Annotated in this window: 9 protein-coding genes and 4 pseudogenes; 3 read left to right on the top strand and 10 right to left on the bottom strand. The window is 59.1% G+C overall.

Going from position 1 to position 16,971, the window contains the following annotated elements:
* Positions 1-1,012: 1,012 nt before the first annotated feature.
* Positions 1,013-1,375, bottom strand: coding sequence for a 6-carboxytetrahydropterin synthase QueD (gene queD / locus AC0L3S_RS17425; RefSeq protein ID WP_259218648.1), 363 nt, complete (start codon positions 1,373-1,375; stop codon positions 1,013-1,015).
* A 706-nt stretch (positions 1,376-2,081) separates the two neighbouring features.
* On the opposite strand from queD, the gene AC0L3S_RS17420 reads away from it, so the two are divergent.
* Positions 2,082-3,500 carry an MATE family efflux transporter gene (locus AC0L3S_RS17420; RefSeq protein ID WP_157234121.1) on the top strand — a complete coding sequence of 473 codons (1,419 nt, stop codon included), beginning with the start codon at positions 2,082-2,084 and terminating at the stop codon, positions 3,498-3,500.
* Between the two features lie 86 nt (positions 3,501-3,586).
* On the opposite strand, the pseudogene AC0L3S_RS17415 reads toward AC0L3S_RS17420, so the two are convergent.
* Positions 3,587-3,990 (bottom strand): annotated as a pseudogene (locus tag AC0L3S_RS17415) (IS630 family transposase); the annotation flags it as partial.
* Here AC0L3S_RS17415 and AC0L3S_RS17410 point away from each other — a divergent pair.
* Positions 3,955-4,224, top strand: coding sequence for a hypothetical protein (locus tag AC0L3S_RS17410; RefSeq protein WP_157233980.1), 270 nt, complete (start codon positions 3,955-3,957; stop codon positions 4,222-4,224). The pseudogene AC0L3S_RS17415 and the gene AC0L3S_RS17410 overlap by 36 nt on opposite strands.
* Positions 4,225-5,063: 839 nt before the next feature.
* On the opposite strand, the gene AC0L3S_RS17405 is transcribed toward AC0L3S_RS17410, so the two are convergent.
* The 5 genes and pseudogenes from AC0L3S_RS17405 to AC0L3S_RS17385 all read right to left on the bottom strand — a co-directional run bounded on the left by AC0L3S_RS17405 (position 5,064) and on the right by AC0L3S_RS17385 (position 12,480).
* A complete protein-coding gene (locus tag AC0L3S_RS17405) occupies positions 5,064-6,464 on the bottom strand; it encodes an aspartate ammonia-lyase (RefSeq protein ID WP_259217617.1) in 1,401 nt (466 codons plus the stop codon).
* Between the two features lie 99 nt (positions 6,465-6,563).
* Positions 6,564-7,619: a LysR family transcriptional regulator gene (locus AC0L3S_RS17400; RefSeq protein WP_259217616.1), complete on the bottom strand. Its 1,056-nt coding sequence runs from the start codon at positions 7,617-7,619 to the stop codon at positions 6,564-6,566.
* A 1,058-nt stretch (positions 7,620-8,677) separates the two neighbouring features.
* Positions 8,678-9,883 (bottom strand): MFS transporter, encoded by a 1,206-nt coding sequence (locus AC0L3S_RS17395; protein ID WP_259217615.1) that lies wholly within the window; start codon positions 9,881-9,883, stop codon positions 8,678-8,680.
* 880 nt (positions 9,884-10,763) lie between these two features.
* Positions 10,764-11,073, bottom strand: a pseudogene (locus tag AC0L3S_RS17390) (transposase); the annotation flags it as partial.
* 1,200 nt (positions 11,074-12,273) lie between these two features.
* Entirely contained in the window at positions 12,274-12,480 is a 207-nt protein-coding gene (locus AC0L3S_RS17385) for a cold-shock protein (RefSeq protein ID WP_219682983.1), read from the bottom strand.
* A 414-nt stretch (positions 12,481-12,894) separates the two neighbouring features.
* Here AC0L3S_RS17385 and AC0L3S_RS17380 point away from each other — a divergent pair, with 414 nt between their 5' ends.
* Positions 12,895-13,200 carry a hypothetical protein gene (locus AC0L3S_RS17380; protein ID WP_259217614.1) on the top strand — a complete coding sequence of 102 codons (306 nt, stop codon included), beginning with the start codon at positions 12,895-12,897 and terminating at the stop codon, positions 13,198-13,200.
* 615 nt (positions 13,201-13,815) lie between these two features.
* Here AC0L3S_RS17380 and AC0L3S_RS17375 read toward each other — a convergent pair.
* The 3 genes and pseudogenes from AC0L3S_RS17375 to AC0L3S_RS17365 form a co-directional block, all read right to left on the bottom strand.
* Positions 13,816-15,036, bottom strand: a pseudogene (locus tag AC0L3S_RS17375) (IS91 family transposase).
* A 22-nt stretch (positions 15,037-15,058) separates the two neighbouring features.
* Positions 15,059-15,892, bottom strand: a pseudogene (locus tag AC0L3S_RS17370) (tyrosine-type recombinase/integrase).
* A 258-nt stretch (positions 15,893-16,150) separates the two neighbouring features.
* Positions 16,151-16,840, bottom strand: a complete 690-nt coding sequence (locus AC0L3S_RS17365) for an IclR family transcriptional regulator (protein ID WP_259217612.1) — start codon at positions 16,838-16,840, stop codon at positions 16,151-16,153.
* Between the last annotated feature and the right edge of the window lie 131 nt (positions 16,841-16,971).

Below are 16,971 nucleotides of genomic sequence, written 5' to 3'. Positions count from 1 at the left end.
CCTGACCGAGCAGGCCACCGCCACGTGATTTGCCGGACATCACGGCAGCATAACTCGCAAGATTGACGTCGGCCGGGACAGGGACAGAATCCATGTTCCCCGAATGAGTGGCGTACCCATTTTTCAATTTGCTCTTGGTGGAGAATTATTCACTTCCTGACCGCGCTGCAATTGCTGTCTGAAAAGAGACCGCTGATTTGCTGCAGGCTTAGATAGTTGCCAAGAAATTCAATCCCCGCCAATTTTGGGCGCGAAACGAGCCGGCCAAGACGCGATAGTCCGGCGATTACTCGAGCGCGGCCGCCATTTCGGCTAAGGTTTGGGGATTGGAGGTTCCCGGGATGAACCCGTGGTCGGTGCGGGCCTGACTGCACTCTATCGGATGCGGCGGGGCGAGGCATCGGTTCCTGTGGACAGCTGTTCGCCCGGTTTACGTCCGCAGCTATTGGTTGGGTGGAAATAACCAGTCGGCCAAGGGATGCATCCCTGACCAGTCAGCGCGGACGCTCGAGTCCGGCACCTCGCCAGCTTCAATTGAGGCTTCGCCCGTCGAAGTTCGAACGGGGGATATTGACGGCGATGTCTATGGCACGCTCGCGCACATGCGGGCTTGCGCGATCTTGCATCCACCCGTGCTCCTCGCATTGGCGGCTAGCGCCGACCTGCTGCAGCACCAAGTCGCCGAGCCGCAGCGTCCGGGATGGCGGGTCGTCTCGCCGGTACAATCAGCATCGAATTCGCTCCTGAGGACGAATCCCTCAGATCGTTCCGCGGTTAGCACAACGCGGGATTCCGAATCGTTTGGCCGGAAGCTTTTCGAATGCGGTCACGTGATGGGTGTCCTCATAGCCAAACCGGGCGCTCCGGTCGGATCCAAGGGCTCCTCTGTGAGCGAGAAATCTGGCCGCGGGCGTGGCGGATGAAGAGCCGAATCGCAGATCGAGCAAGTCCGCTTCTGAGCCGAAGAACGACAGGCGCGCCGCATCGACACAGTCCCAAATCAGCGCTGAATTCAGCGATCGGGCCCGTCATATTCCGCCCAACTATCCGTCGTCTCGTACACCCTCACGCTCGAGAGTTGGGCGAGGCGCGGTTTCGCGTGCTCCCAGATCCAGATGGCGATATTTTCCGCCGTCGGATTTTCCAGTCCCGGGACGTCGTTGAGGCAATGGTGATCGAGCTTCTTTATAAGAAGGCCAAACGCTTCCTCCATGTTGAAGAAATCCATTACGAATCCGGTGTGCGGATCGACTGCCCCTTTCAGCACGACCTCGACGCGATAGGAATGACCATGCACCCGATGACAGCGATGTGTCTGCGGGACGTTTGGAAGTCGGTGCGCTGCCTCGAACTTAAATGCTTGGGATATCTTCATGTGATGCCGAGTGTTTGTGGGACGGCACGCTGAGCCGCCATTTCGGCTGAGCCAGGCAGTACGAGATAGCCCGCCGCTCGACGGCGTCAGGGCGGTCTTTCGATCGAAGCAGAAATTGTCCAAGCCACGTTCATCGAACCGGTCTGGCAGGCTGCCGGTTGCGGCCACACGAATTTTCAGTTCGTGTCCGCGAGTGACGGCCAGCGCGGCGCGATTTACTGACGCAAATCCAGTCACCACGCTGGCCGGGGCCGGCAGCCTGCCGTTCGTCTCGATCGCGCTGAGGAACCCGATATCTTGTAAAGATTGCAGGACATCATCGAACCACCACAGTGGTTCTGAGCACGTTCATTGCTTGTGCCATGCAGATGATGGAGCGTCTACTACAAGATCCGGTAGATGCCAAAACCAACTTGAGGCTCTAGGGTCTGGCCGCGTTTCCCCGCCGATCATCATCCCGAGAAGTGAACGCAACCGGCACGATGCTCAACCAAAGGGCGGAACGGCACAATATGACTAGCAGAACCTGGGGGCTACCCTCAAACACCTCAGTCAGTATTCGCTACAACTGATGGGAGGCGTATGCCCAGGCAAAAATCAGCTTTGAAAACGTCAACCTATCCAGGCGATCACGGCGTGCCAGAGCAGATCCAGAGAGGATTGCGCTGAGTACGCCATCGTCGAACTTGGAAAAGTTCACTCGTCCGTGAATGGACCGAATACAGAATTCGCCCTCGACAGCAAGCGCAATGTGATGCCGAAGAAAAAACAGCACGTCGATCTATCGGACCAGAATCTCTTGAGTCTTATCCTGCGGCTCGCCATTCCGTCTGTTGTTGGATTATCGATCCATGCGCTGCAGCAGGTCGTCAATGCGATCTTTGTTGGCGCCCTAGGCGCGCAGGCGATCGCAGCTGTTAGCATGACCTTGCCGATCGTGGTCCTGCTCGCCGCAGCCGGACAGGGGATCGGTGTTGGAGCAGCGTCGTTCATATCTCGTCATCTGGGCGCTCGTGAGTACCTAGAAGCGAGTCGAGGCGCAAGCACGGCACTCGCGCTCGCCGCTCCGATCGGTATCATAGTCACCCTCACTCTGCTTCCAAATCTGCCAGGGATATTTGCAACGCTCGGAGCAACCCCAACCATCATGCCCGTGGCGCTCGACTACGCGGGAACGGTTTTGTTGGGGTACACCCCGATGCTACTAAATACCGTCAGCGGGTTCATTGTAAGAGCCGAAGGCTATACACGATTTAGCATGTGGGTGATGATGACCGCGTTTATCCTGAACGCTGTGCTTGATCCCGTCTTCATATTTTCACTTGACCTTGGCGTGCGAGGCGCAGCCCTCGCAACGCTGGTGTCTCAGATCTCTGCTGTCGGACTGTATATCGTGTATTTTACGAAGCTTGGCGGGACGGTTCTCGTCAGGATATCTCACATATCATTGCGAGCAGATCGCATCAGACAGCTCGCGTTGGTAGGCGCGCCGGCGACAATGACGAGTATCTTATCTGCTCTTGCCGTTATGCTCTTGTACGGAGCTGCTGCGCCGTTCGGCGACGATTCCATCGCCGCGGTTGGAATAGCTGTGCGTATCTTGATGGTCGGCGCACTGCCTATCACCGGGTTCTGTATTGGCGCTCAAGCTATCCTGGGTTTCGGTTGGGGCGCACGCGACTATGCTCATATATTGAGAGCTGCGAAGTTCATGCTCTTCGTGACGATCGCATTCTCGGTGCTGTATTCTGCGGCCGTTGTGATTTTTGCGAGGCCTTTGGTGAGCCTATTTAGCGATAACGAGTACGTCACCGAAATTGCCGTCTCGACCTGCATCGTGTTCCATCTCTTCTTTGGACTGTTTGGGGTGCAGAGTTTCGTGACGGCAATGCTTCAGTCATTTGGGAGAGCGCGCCTCAGTGCAATTGTGTCCTTGGCCAGGCAGGGGTATCTCTTCATACCGGCCGTACTGTTATTCCCGCTGGTAGCGGGTTTTAACGGACTGTTAGCCAGTCAAGCGCTCGCAGAGCTTGGCGCCGGAATAATCGCTCTCATCGTCATGTTCAACCAGTTCGGCGAGCTCAGACGAGCGCTCCGGCACGGTCCTCAAGAGCGATCGGGATAGCGGGTTGAGCTGAGAACGGATATGATCGAGGCACAGAGCATTGGGCGCTAGCCTCCTGGGAGGCTCGCCCTTAAAGCGTGATGGGACTAGCTTCGATAGCCTGAGTTTTTGAGGTAGTTGGCGCATTCTTCGGGTGTAAATGCATAAAGGAGTTCGCTGATGGCGGCGCAGACCGCATCGACAGTTCGTGCGGCTGCCTTGCGGAGCAGATGCTTGAGTTTGGCAAAGACTTGTTCGATGGGGTTCAGGTCGGGTGAGTATTTTGGCAGGAAGAAGAGCTTTGCTCCGGCGAAGCGGATGAGCTGGCGTACGGCTTTGCTTTTGTGGCTGCCGAGATTGTCCGGGACGACGATGTCGCCGGGCCGAAGGGTCGGCAGGAGAACCTTCTCCACATAGATCCGGAAGCTCACGCCATGATTGGTCCCTCGATGAACCATGGCGCATCGATCCGGTCATGGCGCAGGGCCGCCAGAAAGGTAATGGTTTTCCAACCCATCTGGCCCCGAGCAACGCTGCCGGTCTCATCGACCCGCTTCATCCAGCCGATCGCCGTGCTGATCGCCACTCCAAACTGCTTGGCGGCCCGATTGCGCGCCCTACCGGCCAAATTAAGGGCGTCAGCTCTTACGGCATTGATATCGGCCAAAGGCTGGAAGTCGAAACGGCCCAAGGCAGCGGCAATGTGGTCGGCCGTGAAGCGGGGGTGATCTCAATCGAGAACTGACTGTCACACCAGTAACATGCGGCGTTTCCGAATTGGTGAATGGAAATGCGAACCCCTTTGCGCTTTGCCACTCTATGGCAAGCAGCTAAATGCAATGACGCCAATACAAAAGGTGATGCTAACTTTTGCTACAAACCAGGTAAACACTGGCACGGTCATCGACAAGGCCTATAGCCAGAGCATCTTGATTGACCTTACCTTATACTCAAACCGAATGTCGCATACGACATAAACAACGGCTGGGAGTGGGGAAACTTCAGCTGGGCCCCAGTCGAGACGACGGATGAGATTCTGACGCGCGCAGCTGCCTCTCGGCATCGGATGGATTTCGCGTGCCTCAGTGCCGTCTTGAATACGGCAGCGAACGAACGAAAAAATGTTGGGCCCGTGTTCGAACCTGCGGGACTCGATCACGCCTCGTGAATGTATCATCAGGTGAATCAGGCCGTAACCAGCTATCGGAGAACTTGCACATCTTGATCGGGCTACCGGCCGAACAGGATGTGAAGATTGGCGGAGGCCAGGACGGCCCCACGCGAATGGTTAGAATACGTTATCGACAATTTCTTACGTGTTTGCTGATTTTGCCGATCACTGCCCCTGGCACTTCGGCCAGGCGCGTCCGTATAAGCACGACTTGAAGAGAGGCCGGAGCACTGACCCATGAACAAGCGGCCTCTCGATCGCGGCGCATCGTCTCATCCGCCGCATCGGGTTGAGACAGGGCGATGGCGAGTTGGCTGTGGTATGACCTTCGTAGGTTGATCCTCCGGTGTTGTGCATCGACTCGCGGCATGCTCGTGAGCCCTTCCCGTACAAGGGCAGGTGCAGAATCGCGCTCATGCGCCATTCTCGCGATAACGGGTGCTCTCGTGCAGCATCTGCAAAACCGCGCTACGGTTCAGAAGTCCGCGGTCGATCGCGATTTCGACGAAGGGCCGCATTTGCTCAGCGGCTGCAAGGACAAGTGTCGATACCTGTTCATAACCCAGGCGCGGTACGAACACGGTCGCAAGAGCCGAAGATTGCATCAAGTTGCTGAGCGACCGTTCCCGATTTGCCCGGATCCCCGAGATGCAGTGGTCGGCAAATATTCTGGCCGATCGCGTCAAAAGCTCGATCGAATCGAACAGGCGCGAGGCGATGACTGGCTCGAAGTGATTGATTTCGAGTTGGCCGCTCAACGCAGAGAGAGATACTGCGGCGTCGTTGCCGACGATAGCGAACGCAACTTGCTGGATCATCATCGGCAGAACTGGATTGAGTTTACCTGGCATGATCGAAGAACCGGGCTGGAGAGCGGGCAACCGCAACTCGCCAAGCCCCGTATTTGGCCCAGAGCAAAGGATGATCAGGTCAGAGGCAATTTTCGCCAATACCTCTGCTGCGATGCGGATTTCCGACGACACGCGTGCGAAGGCGTCGGCGTTCTGCATGGCATCGAACATGTCGTCGCCTGGGCGTACCGCGGCGCCCAAGATCGCCTCAAGATGTCCATAGACGGCACGGCGATAGCCCGGCACTGCTCCGAGCCCGGTGCCAATCGCAGTGCCTCCGAGGGGAAGCACCATCAATTCCTGGCGCGCCACGGACAGCTTCAAGGAGAGCCGCTTGATCGCTGATGCGTAACCGCCGAACGCCTGACCGAGCGTCATCGGCTGGGCGGCCTGCATGCATGTGCGGCCGACGCGCAATACGTCAGCGAATACAATGGCCCGCTCCGAAAGAGCGGCCGCCACCTGTTCCAGCGCACCCACCAGATCGCCGGACTTTTCGTGCGCCGCCAACTTGAGCGCCGAGGGCAGCACATCGTTCGTCGACTGGCAAAGGTTCACGTGATCATTTGGGTGGATCACGTCGTACCGGCCGGGCTTTTCACCGACAATTTGCAGGGCCCGGTTCGCCAGAACCTCATTCATGTTCATGTTGATCGATGTGCCGCCGGAGCCTTCGAGCAAATCGATGATAAACTGCCGATCGTGTTTACCAGCAATGACCTCGTCCGCAGCCGCGATTAGTGCTCCTGCTACTTTGGCGTCGAGGGCTCCGAGCTCACGGTTCGCCGCCGCGGCAGCGCGCTTGATGCGCGCTAGTGCCCGAAGAAGTGCCGGCTGATCACCGAGCTTCTGGAGTGAGATGTCGAAATTCTCGCTCCCACGCAGGGAGGCCAAGCCGTACAGGGCGCGCAGCGGCAGCTCGCGCGTTCCTAGACTGTCTATTTCGGTGCGAGTCGCTGACATCTCTGATCCCGGGTTCGGACGCTACGCAAACAACTCTCTCCGAAGACGGGCGAGAGTTAAAGCTGAGATCGGAGATGTTATGGAGGCTAATAAGTATGATTAATTAGGGATATACTGTTCGTCGAGCGTCCGGGTGGAGCCGCCCGCAACGCACCGGCAGGCGGCGTCCTCGTGAGCGAGCGGATCCAACACGATGCTGCCGACGGAACGAGCCATCCAGGGAATTTGAGCAGCGATCTGGGGCAAGGTCCAGTTCCGCAGGAGCACACGAATATCATCCGCTATTCGCGCAGCCAACGTGTCTAATCCGCCTTGCTTAGTCACCAACGCGATCGTGCGCGAGAGGCCGGTCGCCGGCAATGGCATGACTTCGAGCGCCGGTCGATGGACGGCAGCCTGCAATATGCACAGGGGTGTTGTAATCGCCACGCCCATGCCATTGGCGACCATCGAGAGCAGCGAGTCCGACGTGTCGAACGACATCGTCTGCGGATGCTCTATCCTTAGACGCCGGAGATGACGTTCAATTTGCGTTCCCATGTGCGAACGCGCAGTGTAGCGGATAAGTCGGTGCTCGAGGAGTAGGTCGTCCAGTGGACGATCGCGAAGAGTATCCGCCCAGGCAATCGGTGCTACCAGGAGGAATGGCTCGCGCAATAGGGGTAATGGGGTAACTTCGTCAACGCCCTCCATTGGATCCGATGTGACAGCTGCATCGATCTCGTTGCGCATCAATGCCTCGGCGTGCGCGGGTACCAGCCCCGAATACGCGCTCACGCGAAGCGCGATTGAACCCGCCATGAGGCTGCGGACCAACAGTGGTCCAACTGTGGACGCGAACGTGTCGATCATCCCGAGCCGAAGGTCCTCGCGTTCGGGACGCGCTGCGGCGGCCCGCATTTCCTCGACAGCTCGTCCGACGCGCAGGGTTATCTCGCGCATGTGGGTGAGCAGAGCTTGCCCCGCCTCCGTGGGCCCAAGAGGACGACGATCGCGACGGACGAGGGACGCGCCAATATGCGCCTCCGCGCGCTTCATCGCTTGTGAAACGGCCGATTGAGTGATGCCAAGTCTGAGGCCGGCCGCGCTCATGCTGCCCTCTTCGATGACGACAGCCGCGACTTCCAGTACACGCAAATCAGGCAAGCTAAACATAGGAAGCTTACGCTAATGGATTTTTATCGGGTGTGCCACTAGTCCGATTTTGCAGTTGCGGCGAGTCAATCTGCTCGACAGGTTGGCGCACCGGAAACTCACGCTGACCGCGGAAACAGCCGCTCCAAAGCCGCAGCGGTGGAACTGTTCGATGAGACTTCATTTACCCACATTTCCAACCGCTCCAATTTCGGCGCAGAGTTCGATCCGGTGTGTCTGGAGAGTCCGCGCCAGATGACAACATTTCCGAGCGCATTGTGGCAGGTCGCTTCACTCGTTTCGGGATGGCCGTCGCATTGGATCATCGGCCGTTGGTCGGACGTGTCTAGCGCGTAAACTTGATCTAGAGGCCGCGCCGATCTTGCGTCTCGTCTTAAGGCACCATCATGCGCGTTCATTGACAGTAAGCCCAGTTCTAGACCATGGCTTTGAGATCCCAGTGGGTCTAAGGACGCAATTGATCAAAGTCGCTGCTTGGAATGCCATTGTGATGCTGGTGAGCGCTCAATCAGGAAGGCACGCAAATAGGTCATCAGCTTGCTCATTTCGCGCAGGAAGGCGATGATGGCTCAGCTGCTCGGCAGCGCCTCAGAAGAGCCAGCAAAGAGCGCCTTCGGTTGAGCGCGATAGGACCGATCATCGAGAAGCGCGTCACACGCCAGCGTGAGGACGCTCACGGGATGAAGAAGGCGAGCTTGCCCGTCTGTCGGGTAGCGCCAATTATGATGCTAGAATGCCGGGTAATCTCAGGACAGAGACATTGTTGTGTGGAAAGAATGCAAAAGTGTTCCGCAGTGCGGTAGACCGCTCGACCGAATGCTCCTCGCAATGCCGCAACGGCGCAATCGCCCGAAATGTTCGCGTACATCGCCAGAAACCTCGATGCCGAGTTCCTCAACGAGTTCTCGGGCAAGGCCTGGCGTGGTGTTTCACCCCCTTCGACCGGTCCGCTTGGCTGCACGAACATTTTGGTCCAACGCTCGCGTACCAGCGGAAGGTTTCGTGCGACATTCGTGGTAGGGCACGCGGCGATCCGCGCGTTGCGCACGGCTGCGGCGTTATCCATCAAGCAACGCCCCCTTTTTTAGATCACCCTCTGGGGCTGCTTGCGGGAGAACTATCAGCAGAGGGATGATGACGACCATACCAGCTGCCAGCATCACTCCTGATGGGCCGGCTACAGTCAACATCTGGGCGCCAAGGACGGCTCCGAAGCCGATGGCCGAATTGATGACCGCCGAGTGCATCGCGGCAGCAGTCATCACTGTCGAACCGGCGGCGCGCAGGATCCAGGTCTGGAGTCCCGCGAACAGCGCCGCGACGGCAGCGCCCCAGATGACCAGCAAGACAAGGACCCGGCCTGTCCCCAAGTGGGGACCAAACCATCCAAGGCCAACGAGCGCCAGACACAGAGCAAGCAGCCCCGCAGTGATGATGGGCTTCATGAAGCGGTCGATGAGGACGCCCGCCAGGATGTTCCCCAGGAATCCTGCTCCGCCAAAGCCGAACAACAGCGCGCCGATCATGACTTGGGCAACGTTTGGAATCTCGCTGAGGAATGGTTCTATAAATGTGTACGCCCCGAAATGCGCCGCCGCCATGAATGTCGTTACGGCATAGATCCCCAACAGGTCATGCCTGCGGCAGACTGATCCAAGCTCTCTCCATCCCGCTGGCGTCCCGGCCTGCATTTTCGGAAGAACTGCCACCATCAGGGCTGAGGTGATCAGTCCGATGGCGCCAATTAATCTGAACGCTGCACGCCATCCGCTCACCTGACCGACGAAGTTCGCGAGCGGCACGCCAACAACGGTCGCCATCGAGATCCCGCCGAATACGATTGCCATCGCAACACCCATACTGCGGGACGGCGCAATCTTAGACGCAACCGCAGCCGCCATGGCCCAATAGAAACCGTGAACGACAGCGCCCACCGTGCGTGCCAGCAACAACCCTTCGAAAGTGTGAGACATCGTCGCCGCAAACGTTGTTGCGGAAAGGATAAGAGTCAAGGCGATGAGTAGCGGCTTGCGAGGAAACTTCTGAAGCAGAACGGGTGACAACAGACCGCTGGCAGCACCGATCCAGGCATAGAGGGCCACCGTGAGCCCGACCGCTGCCTGATCTCGTCCGAGGTCGCGAGCAATCTGAGACAACAGCCCGATAGGTGCTATCTCTGCCAAGACGATGTGAAACGAGGCGATGCCTAGCACGATGACGGCGAGCCAGATGCGGAGCGAAGATTCTGTGCCGTCACTCGTCATTATTAAACATCACTGTACGAAGGATCCGCCCGTTTGATTTGTCGATGATCAGCCGCTGCTTGTACGCATTTTTCATCCATGGACGTGGCGCCGCATGGCACGGGCGTCTCTCCGGATGTTAATCGACCTGCATCGGTGGTATCCGATCGTTACGGTTGCATGGGTCGTTCTCTCCATCAACTGCGAGAGTTGATAGTTGACACACGACAAACGGCACTCGGTGTCCTCGACTGGCGTCCTGAGTGGGACTGTCGTTCCGGCCGGCGTCGTGAAAGAGGGCCTGACCTTACTCGAAGAGCTGCGTCGCTCGCCACCAGGCGCTGCGCTTCGCCAACCCCGCCAAACGAACGGTGCAATAGCATCGTGATGCCTTTCGTGCGTTCGGACGGCCTGCAGATTGCCGAGCTGCCAACACCGAGGAGGAGGTCTCACTCACGATGTCCCGGCACTGCTTCGGCAGCTTTAGCAGGGCGCTCGCGGATCATGATCTCCGGGGAGCCGCGATTGCCTCGCCTGCGTACGCGCGCGCTGGGTGTCAATCGGCCCTTTAATTGCGGTTTGTTGTCAAAACTTACATTTCTGAACTCGCCCACGGCACGGTGGTAGTGCTCGCGCCGTCGGAGCTGGTCCGGATTGCGGAGACGGCGCGGGCCGGCTGATACGTGCATTAGATCGCCGGGGCTGGTTGAGGTCTTCGCTGGGATCATGGTCCTTTCCAAGTCGCGCAGCGCCTCATGATGATGTCGGGGTCGGGCGCCTCAACGTTTGCAGCGGAGTGCGGACGAGCCGCCACCGCCTGATTGACCGAGGCCGCCACAACACCGTCCCAGCGAGACATCGCCAGTCCGGCAGACCGGACCAGGAACTCTACAAGATCGGATCAGGCTTCCTTCCTCTGGCCCCAGTCGAACGATGTGCCGTAGACCCAGATACAGTGAAGAAGGATGGCGAGTTTGCGCGCGATGGCGACCTTTGCCTTTCGCATGCCAATCCGCTTAGCGAGCTTCATGCCCCAAGCCCTAAGAGAGGACCATTTCTTCGTTCGATGAAGCAGGACGATCGCCGCCTCGTACAGGTAGGTTGGGAGAAGACGGTCGCCCCATCGTGATATCTTGCCCAGTTTCGCCAGAGTGGTTGCGTCGAGGCGTAAGACCCAGATAGGCGCCGACGCTTGATGCCGATCGGAAGCGCGATGTTTCAAGGTGCCGTCGCATGCGCTGGTTCATTAGGAGGACGGATCGAGCTTTAGCATTGATGCTAGCAGCCGCTCCGGCTTTGAATCCTCAAGTGGGCTTCAACGCGCGATGCCAACGGGCCGTATGTTGGTCCGTGCGAAGCCCTAATGATGGACGGAAGCGTTCCGCGGTTACATAAATTAGACTACGAGGGGCGCGGATCGGTGGTGGACGCCCGAAATGTCCCGGCTCAGCAAAATCCCCTTGGAATTCCGATAGGTGAGTTCGGCATTGCCTTCGTGCATCTCAAAATTCGATTTTCAGTTCTAGCCGGTTCGCTGCGCCAGGAGGATTGCCAACCTCCACGACGAGAGGCTCTAGGGCGGAGAGCGATCCCATAATGGCGTGGCGACCGGACGAGCACTCAACCAAAGATGGCCCCGCCCAATTAAGGTAAATTCAATCCAGCCCTGCCCCGACACTTATTGATGTGAAGGTAAACGATCATCGCCGCTGCGTATCATTTCTCGGCGAGATCATCCAGCACTTGAAGGGCGACTACGCGGTTGCAGCTTCAGCGTACGAGCCAGGCGTGTGGCTGAGCAAAGAACGCGGCGACCGCATGCACAACCGCGGCCGCAGGTGCGGCGTCGTGCTCCCCGAGATCCCCGAAGGCTCCTGATGGAGGGCGTTGAGGAGCCTGCCCACAATCTACGAATTGCCTGCTTGTGAGCCCTCGAGGCTGGCGACCTTGACCGGATCCAACGTCCGGCGAAGGGAGCTCGCGCATCAATAGCCTGATATCGTAGCCCTCTCGAACGCGCGAGAGTCCTTGCTTAGGTTTCCCATCCCTTCGTTGGTCCACACTGTTGAACTCGCGCCGCAGCACGGTATCGGGTTTGATCAGCGCCGGCGCCACCACCTCCGGTCCAGGATGATCGGGGAGGATGACCTTCCGACCAATAAGCCGCTCGCGAGCGCCTTCAAATCGCGCTATGACGAGCGGGCGGACTGACTGTTACCCGTCTACCAAACGGGACAAAGAGGCGATGCGCTAGCGAGCATCGCTAGCTACGTTCTTTTGTATTCGGACCCGCGAAACGTCGAAAATTGGCGAGAAATGAAACGACCCCAGTGCTTAAAGAGGCTGGGGTCGTTCCGAGGTAAGCGCCAGACTTGGGCGGGGGGCTGAGGCCAGACGCCTACGACATGAAATCAGACACGCAGATTTTCCGCACTGCTTTTACCGCGCCTCGGGTCGACTTTAAGCTCGTAAGAGACTGCCTGCCCTTCCCGCAGGTCAGAGAGGCCAGCGCGCTCCAGGGCGCTTATGTGTACAAAAACATCTTGGCCGCCCCCATCCGGCTGAATGAAGCCGAAACCCTTCGTCGCGTTAAACCATTTCACAACACCCCTCGCCACTCCCATCTCCCATTTGAGCAATACTGTAGAGTAGTTCTGGTCGGACCATTCGGGCGGCGCCGATTCGCCCATTGACGCACAATCTCCGCTGCTTCGGCGTCAGCGTAGTCGCTTGAGGAGTTCGAGCATGGCGAGCCTGGGCGATCATGCTTTCATGCCAGAGACCAGGCACAGCCGACGGGTTTGACCCAGGTCGCATCGTTCTGATCTTCCATCCTGTTGCGTCACTTGGGTGACGAAGGTTACGTTGGTGGGTTCTCCTAGCAGGGAAGCCGCGAATTTCATCGGCCCAAATGGCTCATCGGCCACTATTTTGCGGACAAGCAGCGGCCTCGCAACTACCAAAAGGGGTAGCTGGACGAGCGTACCGCACCAAATTAGCATGCTCCCATGACTGGTCGGAGAACATGGAAGATGAACTGGAAGAAGGAACTGGAGGCGCTGGTTCAACAATCCGCGGCACTCGTAGAACGCGCACGGAGCGTAGCGCCTATTCCAAAGCTGATAGCACCCATCGCGCCAATCGCAAAAGCTTCCCCACCCGATTCTCCCCCGCGGTTGAGCTGGGACACCTCCGAGCGAGAGCACATCAGCAAACGAGTTGCGAATTTCAGAGCGCATCAAGAGCGCGTGCGCCGCGAGCGCGACGAATATTTTTCCCACACGATGCAACGGACACGGGATCTCGCGAGAGGCCACGGCTCCGACGAACAGATGTAGGCGGTCGGAGAGTCGCGCAACTTTGCTAACAATCCGCCAAATCGCGCCAGAAGAGACGACTGTGGCCGACCACCGGCTGGGAACGGCGAGTAGCCGTGAGAGTCGTACGAGTCTCCAAGAGACGCCCGTCACAGCCCATCTGAGGATTGCCGCGCGCTGAGGATTGCCGCGTGGTGTCCTCACGCCATAGGTTGCCCTCGTACTGGATGCGCTGGGGGGCAACCACGCGATCGTTGTAGTGGCGCCGCCGACGCCCACACGAATCTGGTGCATGGATTTTGCACCGCCGAGGAAGGCGTGGGTGTTGACCCTGCCCCTCGGGCTTAATCCAGTTTGAAGTTCGTTCTGGCCGAAGACGAGGACCAGAGCATGCAGCACATTCGAGATCGGAAGGCCCGATCTGCTGGCTCGGCGCGTGAGGCAGAGACACGAGATGTGCGCATCGGGGAAGAGTTGAGATCAGACGCGCTTCACTGGAGATCGCGATAGGCATTTTGCTGCATCGGACGGTTGTTGTCGCGCAGTGTGAAAGCACGGAGTCGACATCGTCCGCGATGATCGAGACGCTGGGAGCGAAATGACGAATGATGATCGTCGTGCACGGCATGACTTGGCTCACGATGTGTCGCATCGGAACGGTGATGTTCGAGGGATGGAGCTTCTGAAGCTGTGTCGAAAGCGCTCAATGATGCGCATGACGCCACCACAATCCGGACAGGCAGGAACTTCGGCCCAGGTTTGAGCTTCCGAATCCACAGGCGGCGGCTGGCTGTCGTTTGGGCTGTCTCATGATCGAGAAGTTCGCGGCAAAGGGCGAGCTTGGCAGCGCGATGGCGGTTGGCCATGAAGCCGAAGTGGCGGATGCGATGGAAACCATCGGGCAGCGTATGAAGCAGGAAGCGGCGAATGAACTCGTCGGGCTTGAGCTTCATGATCTTTGTCGCGCCGTCCTGGCGGTAATCCTTCCATGTGAAGGCAACATGATCGTTGTCGGGTGCGACGAGCCGGCTGTTGGCGATCGCGACGCGATGGGTGTAGCGGCCGAGATAGGCCAGCACCTGTGCGGGTCCGCCGAAGGGCCGCTTGGCGTAAGCAACCCAGTTGACGCGCTGCATGGCTTTGATGCGACCAGCGAAAGAGTCGAGTTCGGCAAGAGAAGCAAGATCGCCGAAGAAGCGCAAGGCGCCGGCGTGGAAGGCCCCGATCAGGCGTTTGAGAAAAAGACAGCGAAAGAGCCGGGACAGCGGTTTGACGGCCAGGAAGAAGTTCGGTCGGCTGGCGATCCAGCGTGTTCCATCAGGTGACGGGCCGCCGCCCGGCACGACACAGTGAATGTGGGGATGATGCGTTAGCGATTGTCCCCAGGTGTGCAGGACCGCGACGCCGCCGATCTCCGCGCCGAGCCGGCGCGGATTGGCAGCAAGCGGCGGTCATCGCCTCGGCGGCGGCCCTAAACAGGATGGCCTAGACGACCGCCTTGTTTTGGAAAGCAATCGCGGCGATCGGTGCAGGAAGCGTAAAGACGACGTGGAAGTAGGGAACCGGCAGCAGGTCGGCTTCTCGCGCGGCAAGGCACGCGGCTCGGGCTGGCCCCTGACACTTCGGACAATGCCGGCTCCGGCAGGAATTATAGGCGATCCGCGTCATGCCGCAGTCATTGCGGGCCTCGACGTGGCCGCCGAGCGCCTCGGTTCGGCACCCAACAATGGCGCTCATCGCCCGCCGCTCGACGCGACCGTGATGACCGGCATGGTCACGACGATAGGCGTCGCCATGCCGGCGCAAGATATCGGCAATGTCAATGGCGGTCGGTGCGGGCGGACGTCGGGGGGTCATAAGCCGGATCCCGGAGCCGTTGTCATGCCGGTGGCGTCACCTCCAGCGACAGGCGGTCGAGCGGGCTCTGGGTCGCCCGGATCGTATGGGTGGCGACCTGCGTGTAGCGCGCGGTCGACGACGGATTATTGTGCCCGAGCAGAACCTGGCCGATCCGGATGTCGATTCCGTTCTCCAGAAGATGCGTCGCGAAGCTGTGGCACAGCGTGTGCAGCGTGACGCGCTTGGTCAGGCCCGCAGCCTTGACCGCCGAGCGGCAGGCGGCATGCAACTCGGTCGGATCAATCGGGTGACCTTCGTCACGCCCAGGGAACAGATAAAGCCGCGGCCGGGCGAGCCGCCAGTAGGTGCGCAGGATGCCGAGCAGTTGGGACGACAGCATCACGTTGCGATCCTTCGCGCCTTTGCCGTGGCGCACCTGGATGACACCGCGGGTGCTGTCGATGTCTTCGATCCGCTGTCCCGCGACCTCGGAGGCCCTGGGGCCGGCCGCATAGGCGGTGGTGAGCGCGGCGCGGCTCTTCAGGCTTCACACCGCCTCGAGGAACTGCACCACTTCGTCGGCGCTGAGAACGACCGGCAGCTTGCGGGGCTCTCGCGCATAGGGAATGCGCTCCGGGATGAGCGCCTCGCCGAGCGTGACGCCGTAGAAAAACCGTAGCGCACAGACGATGATCTGGCTCAGCGCCGGCCATGAGATGTCGGTCGAGACCAGATGCACCTGGAAGGCCCGGACGTCTTCCAGCTCCAACCGCTCCGGCGATCGGCCGAAATAGCGGCTGAACTTCGAAACCGCGCTGATGTAGGATCGCTGCGTCGCCGGCGACAGATTGCGGACTGTCATGTCCTCGATCATGCGGCGGCGAAGAGGCTCAAATCGGCCATCTCAATACCCTGTCTGAGGGGGGCTCCAACACCCACATCCTCTCAGCAGGAGGCGATCTACGCCACCTCGCCACGCACGCCGCGACAGCGGCTTCTGTAGGGATGGGTGGCGTCGAGATCGAGGATGATCTGCAGGCCTCAACAATGCGAGAAATGCGCGCTACGCTCAGGAGAGGCCATTGCGGCACCCGCCGAGCTGTGCGTTATAAACAGAACGCTGCCATGTAGCTCAGCGCTCAGTTGCAGGCAGCAAACCAATCAGCGCTTTAGCCTCGGACTTCAGCACTTCAACGGCAGATTTCCGAGCATCTGCATCAAAGCGAGTGCGAATGGCGGAGACTGAGAGCGCGCCCCGCAATTTGCCATAGACATCGATTACGGGCACCGCTGCGGCCGCAACCTCAGGATCACGCTCGCCGATCGAGACGTAGAAGCCACGATCTCTGATCTTCTTTCCATCAGCGAATGCAAAATCGCGGTAAGCGGTAAGAACGCGGCCCGCAGCGCCGCGATCAATCGGCAATCGTTGTCCTTCTTCGAGGTGATGCCGGACGGAACGCGGAGAATTAACGCGATAAAGGCAAATGCGCTCGTCGCCCTCCGCGATGTAGAAGGATGCGGTCTCTCCGGTTGCTTCGACCAGACGATGGAGCGAGGGTCTGATCAGGTCACCGAGGTCCAGCCCACGCTGATAGAGCGCCCCAAGGCGCCATAGCTCCGGTCCGGGTCGAAATAGCCGGTCGGTCCCCCGCACCAGGAATCCGTCCGCTTCCAGGGATGCGGCAAGGCGAAGGACCGTGCTCTTGTAGAAGTCGGTCGCCTCGGCAATCTCGGTCAGCGTCATGGCTGCTCGCTCAGCGCCGAAGGCCTTGAGGATCGCCAGGGCGCGCCCGACCGCATCAACCCCAGTCTTTGCCATTGATACAGTCCTCGTGTTCTGTCGTGCAGAACAGATATCCAGAATGGATAGAAAGTCCAGTATTCAATGCTCATCTGGGTTCTATGTTGCAGAATGCAATTGACTCCGGATGTAGCGCCATTTACCTGTTT

The organism is Bradyrhizobium sp. Ken01, from assembly GCF_055807355.1.
This window is presented reverse-complemented; position numbering and strand designations above follow the sequence as displayed.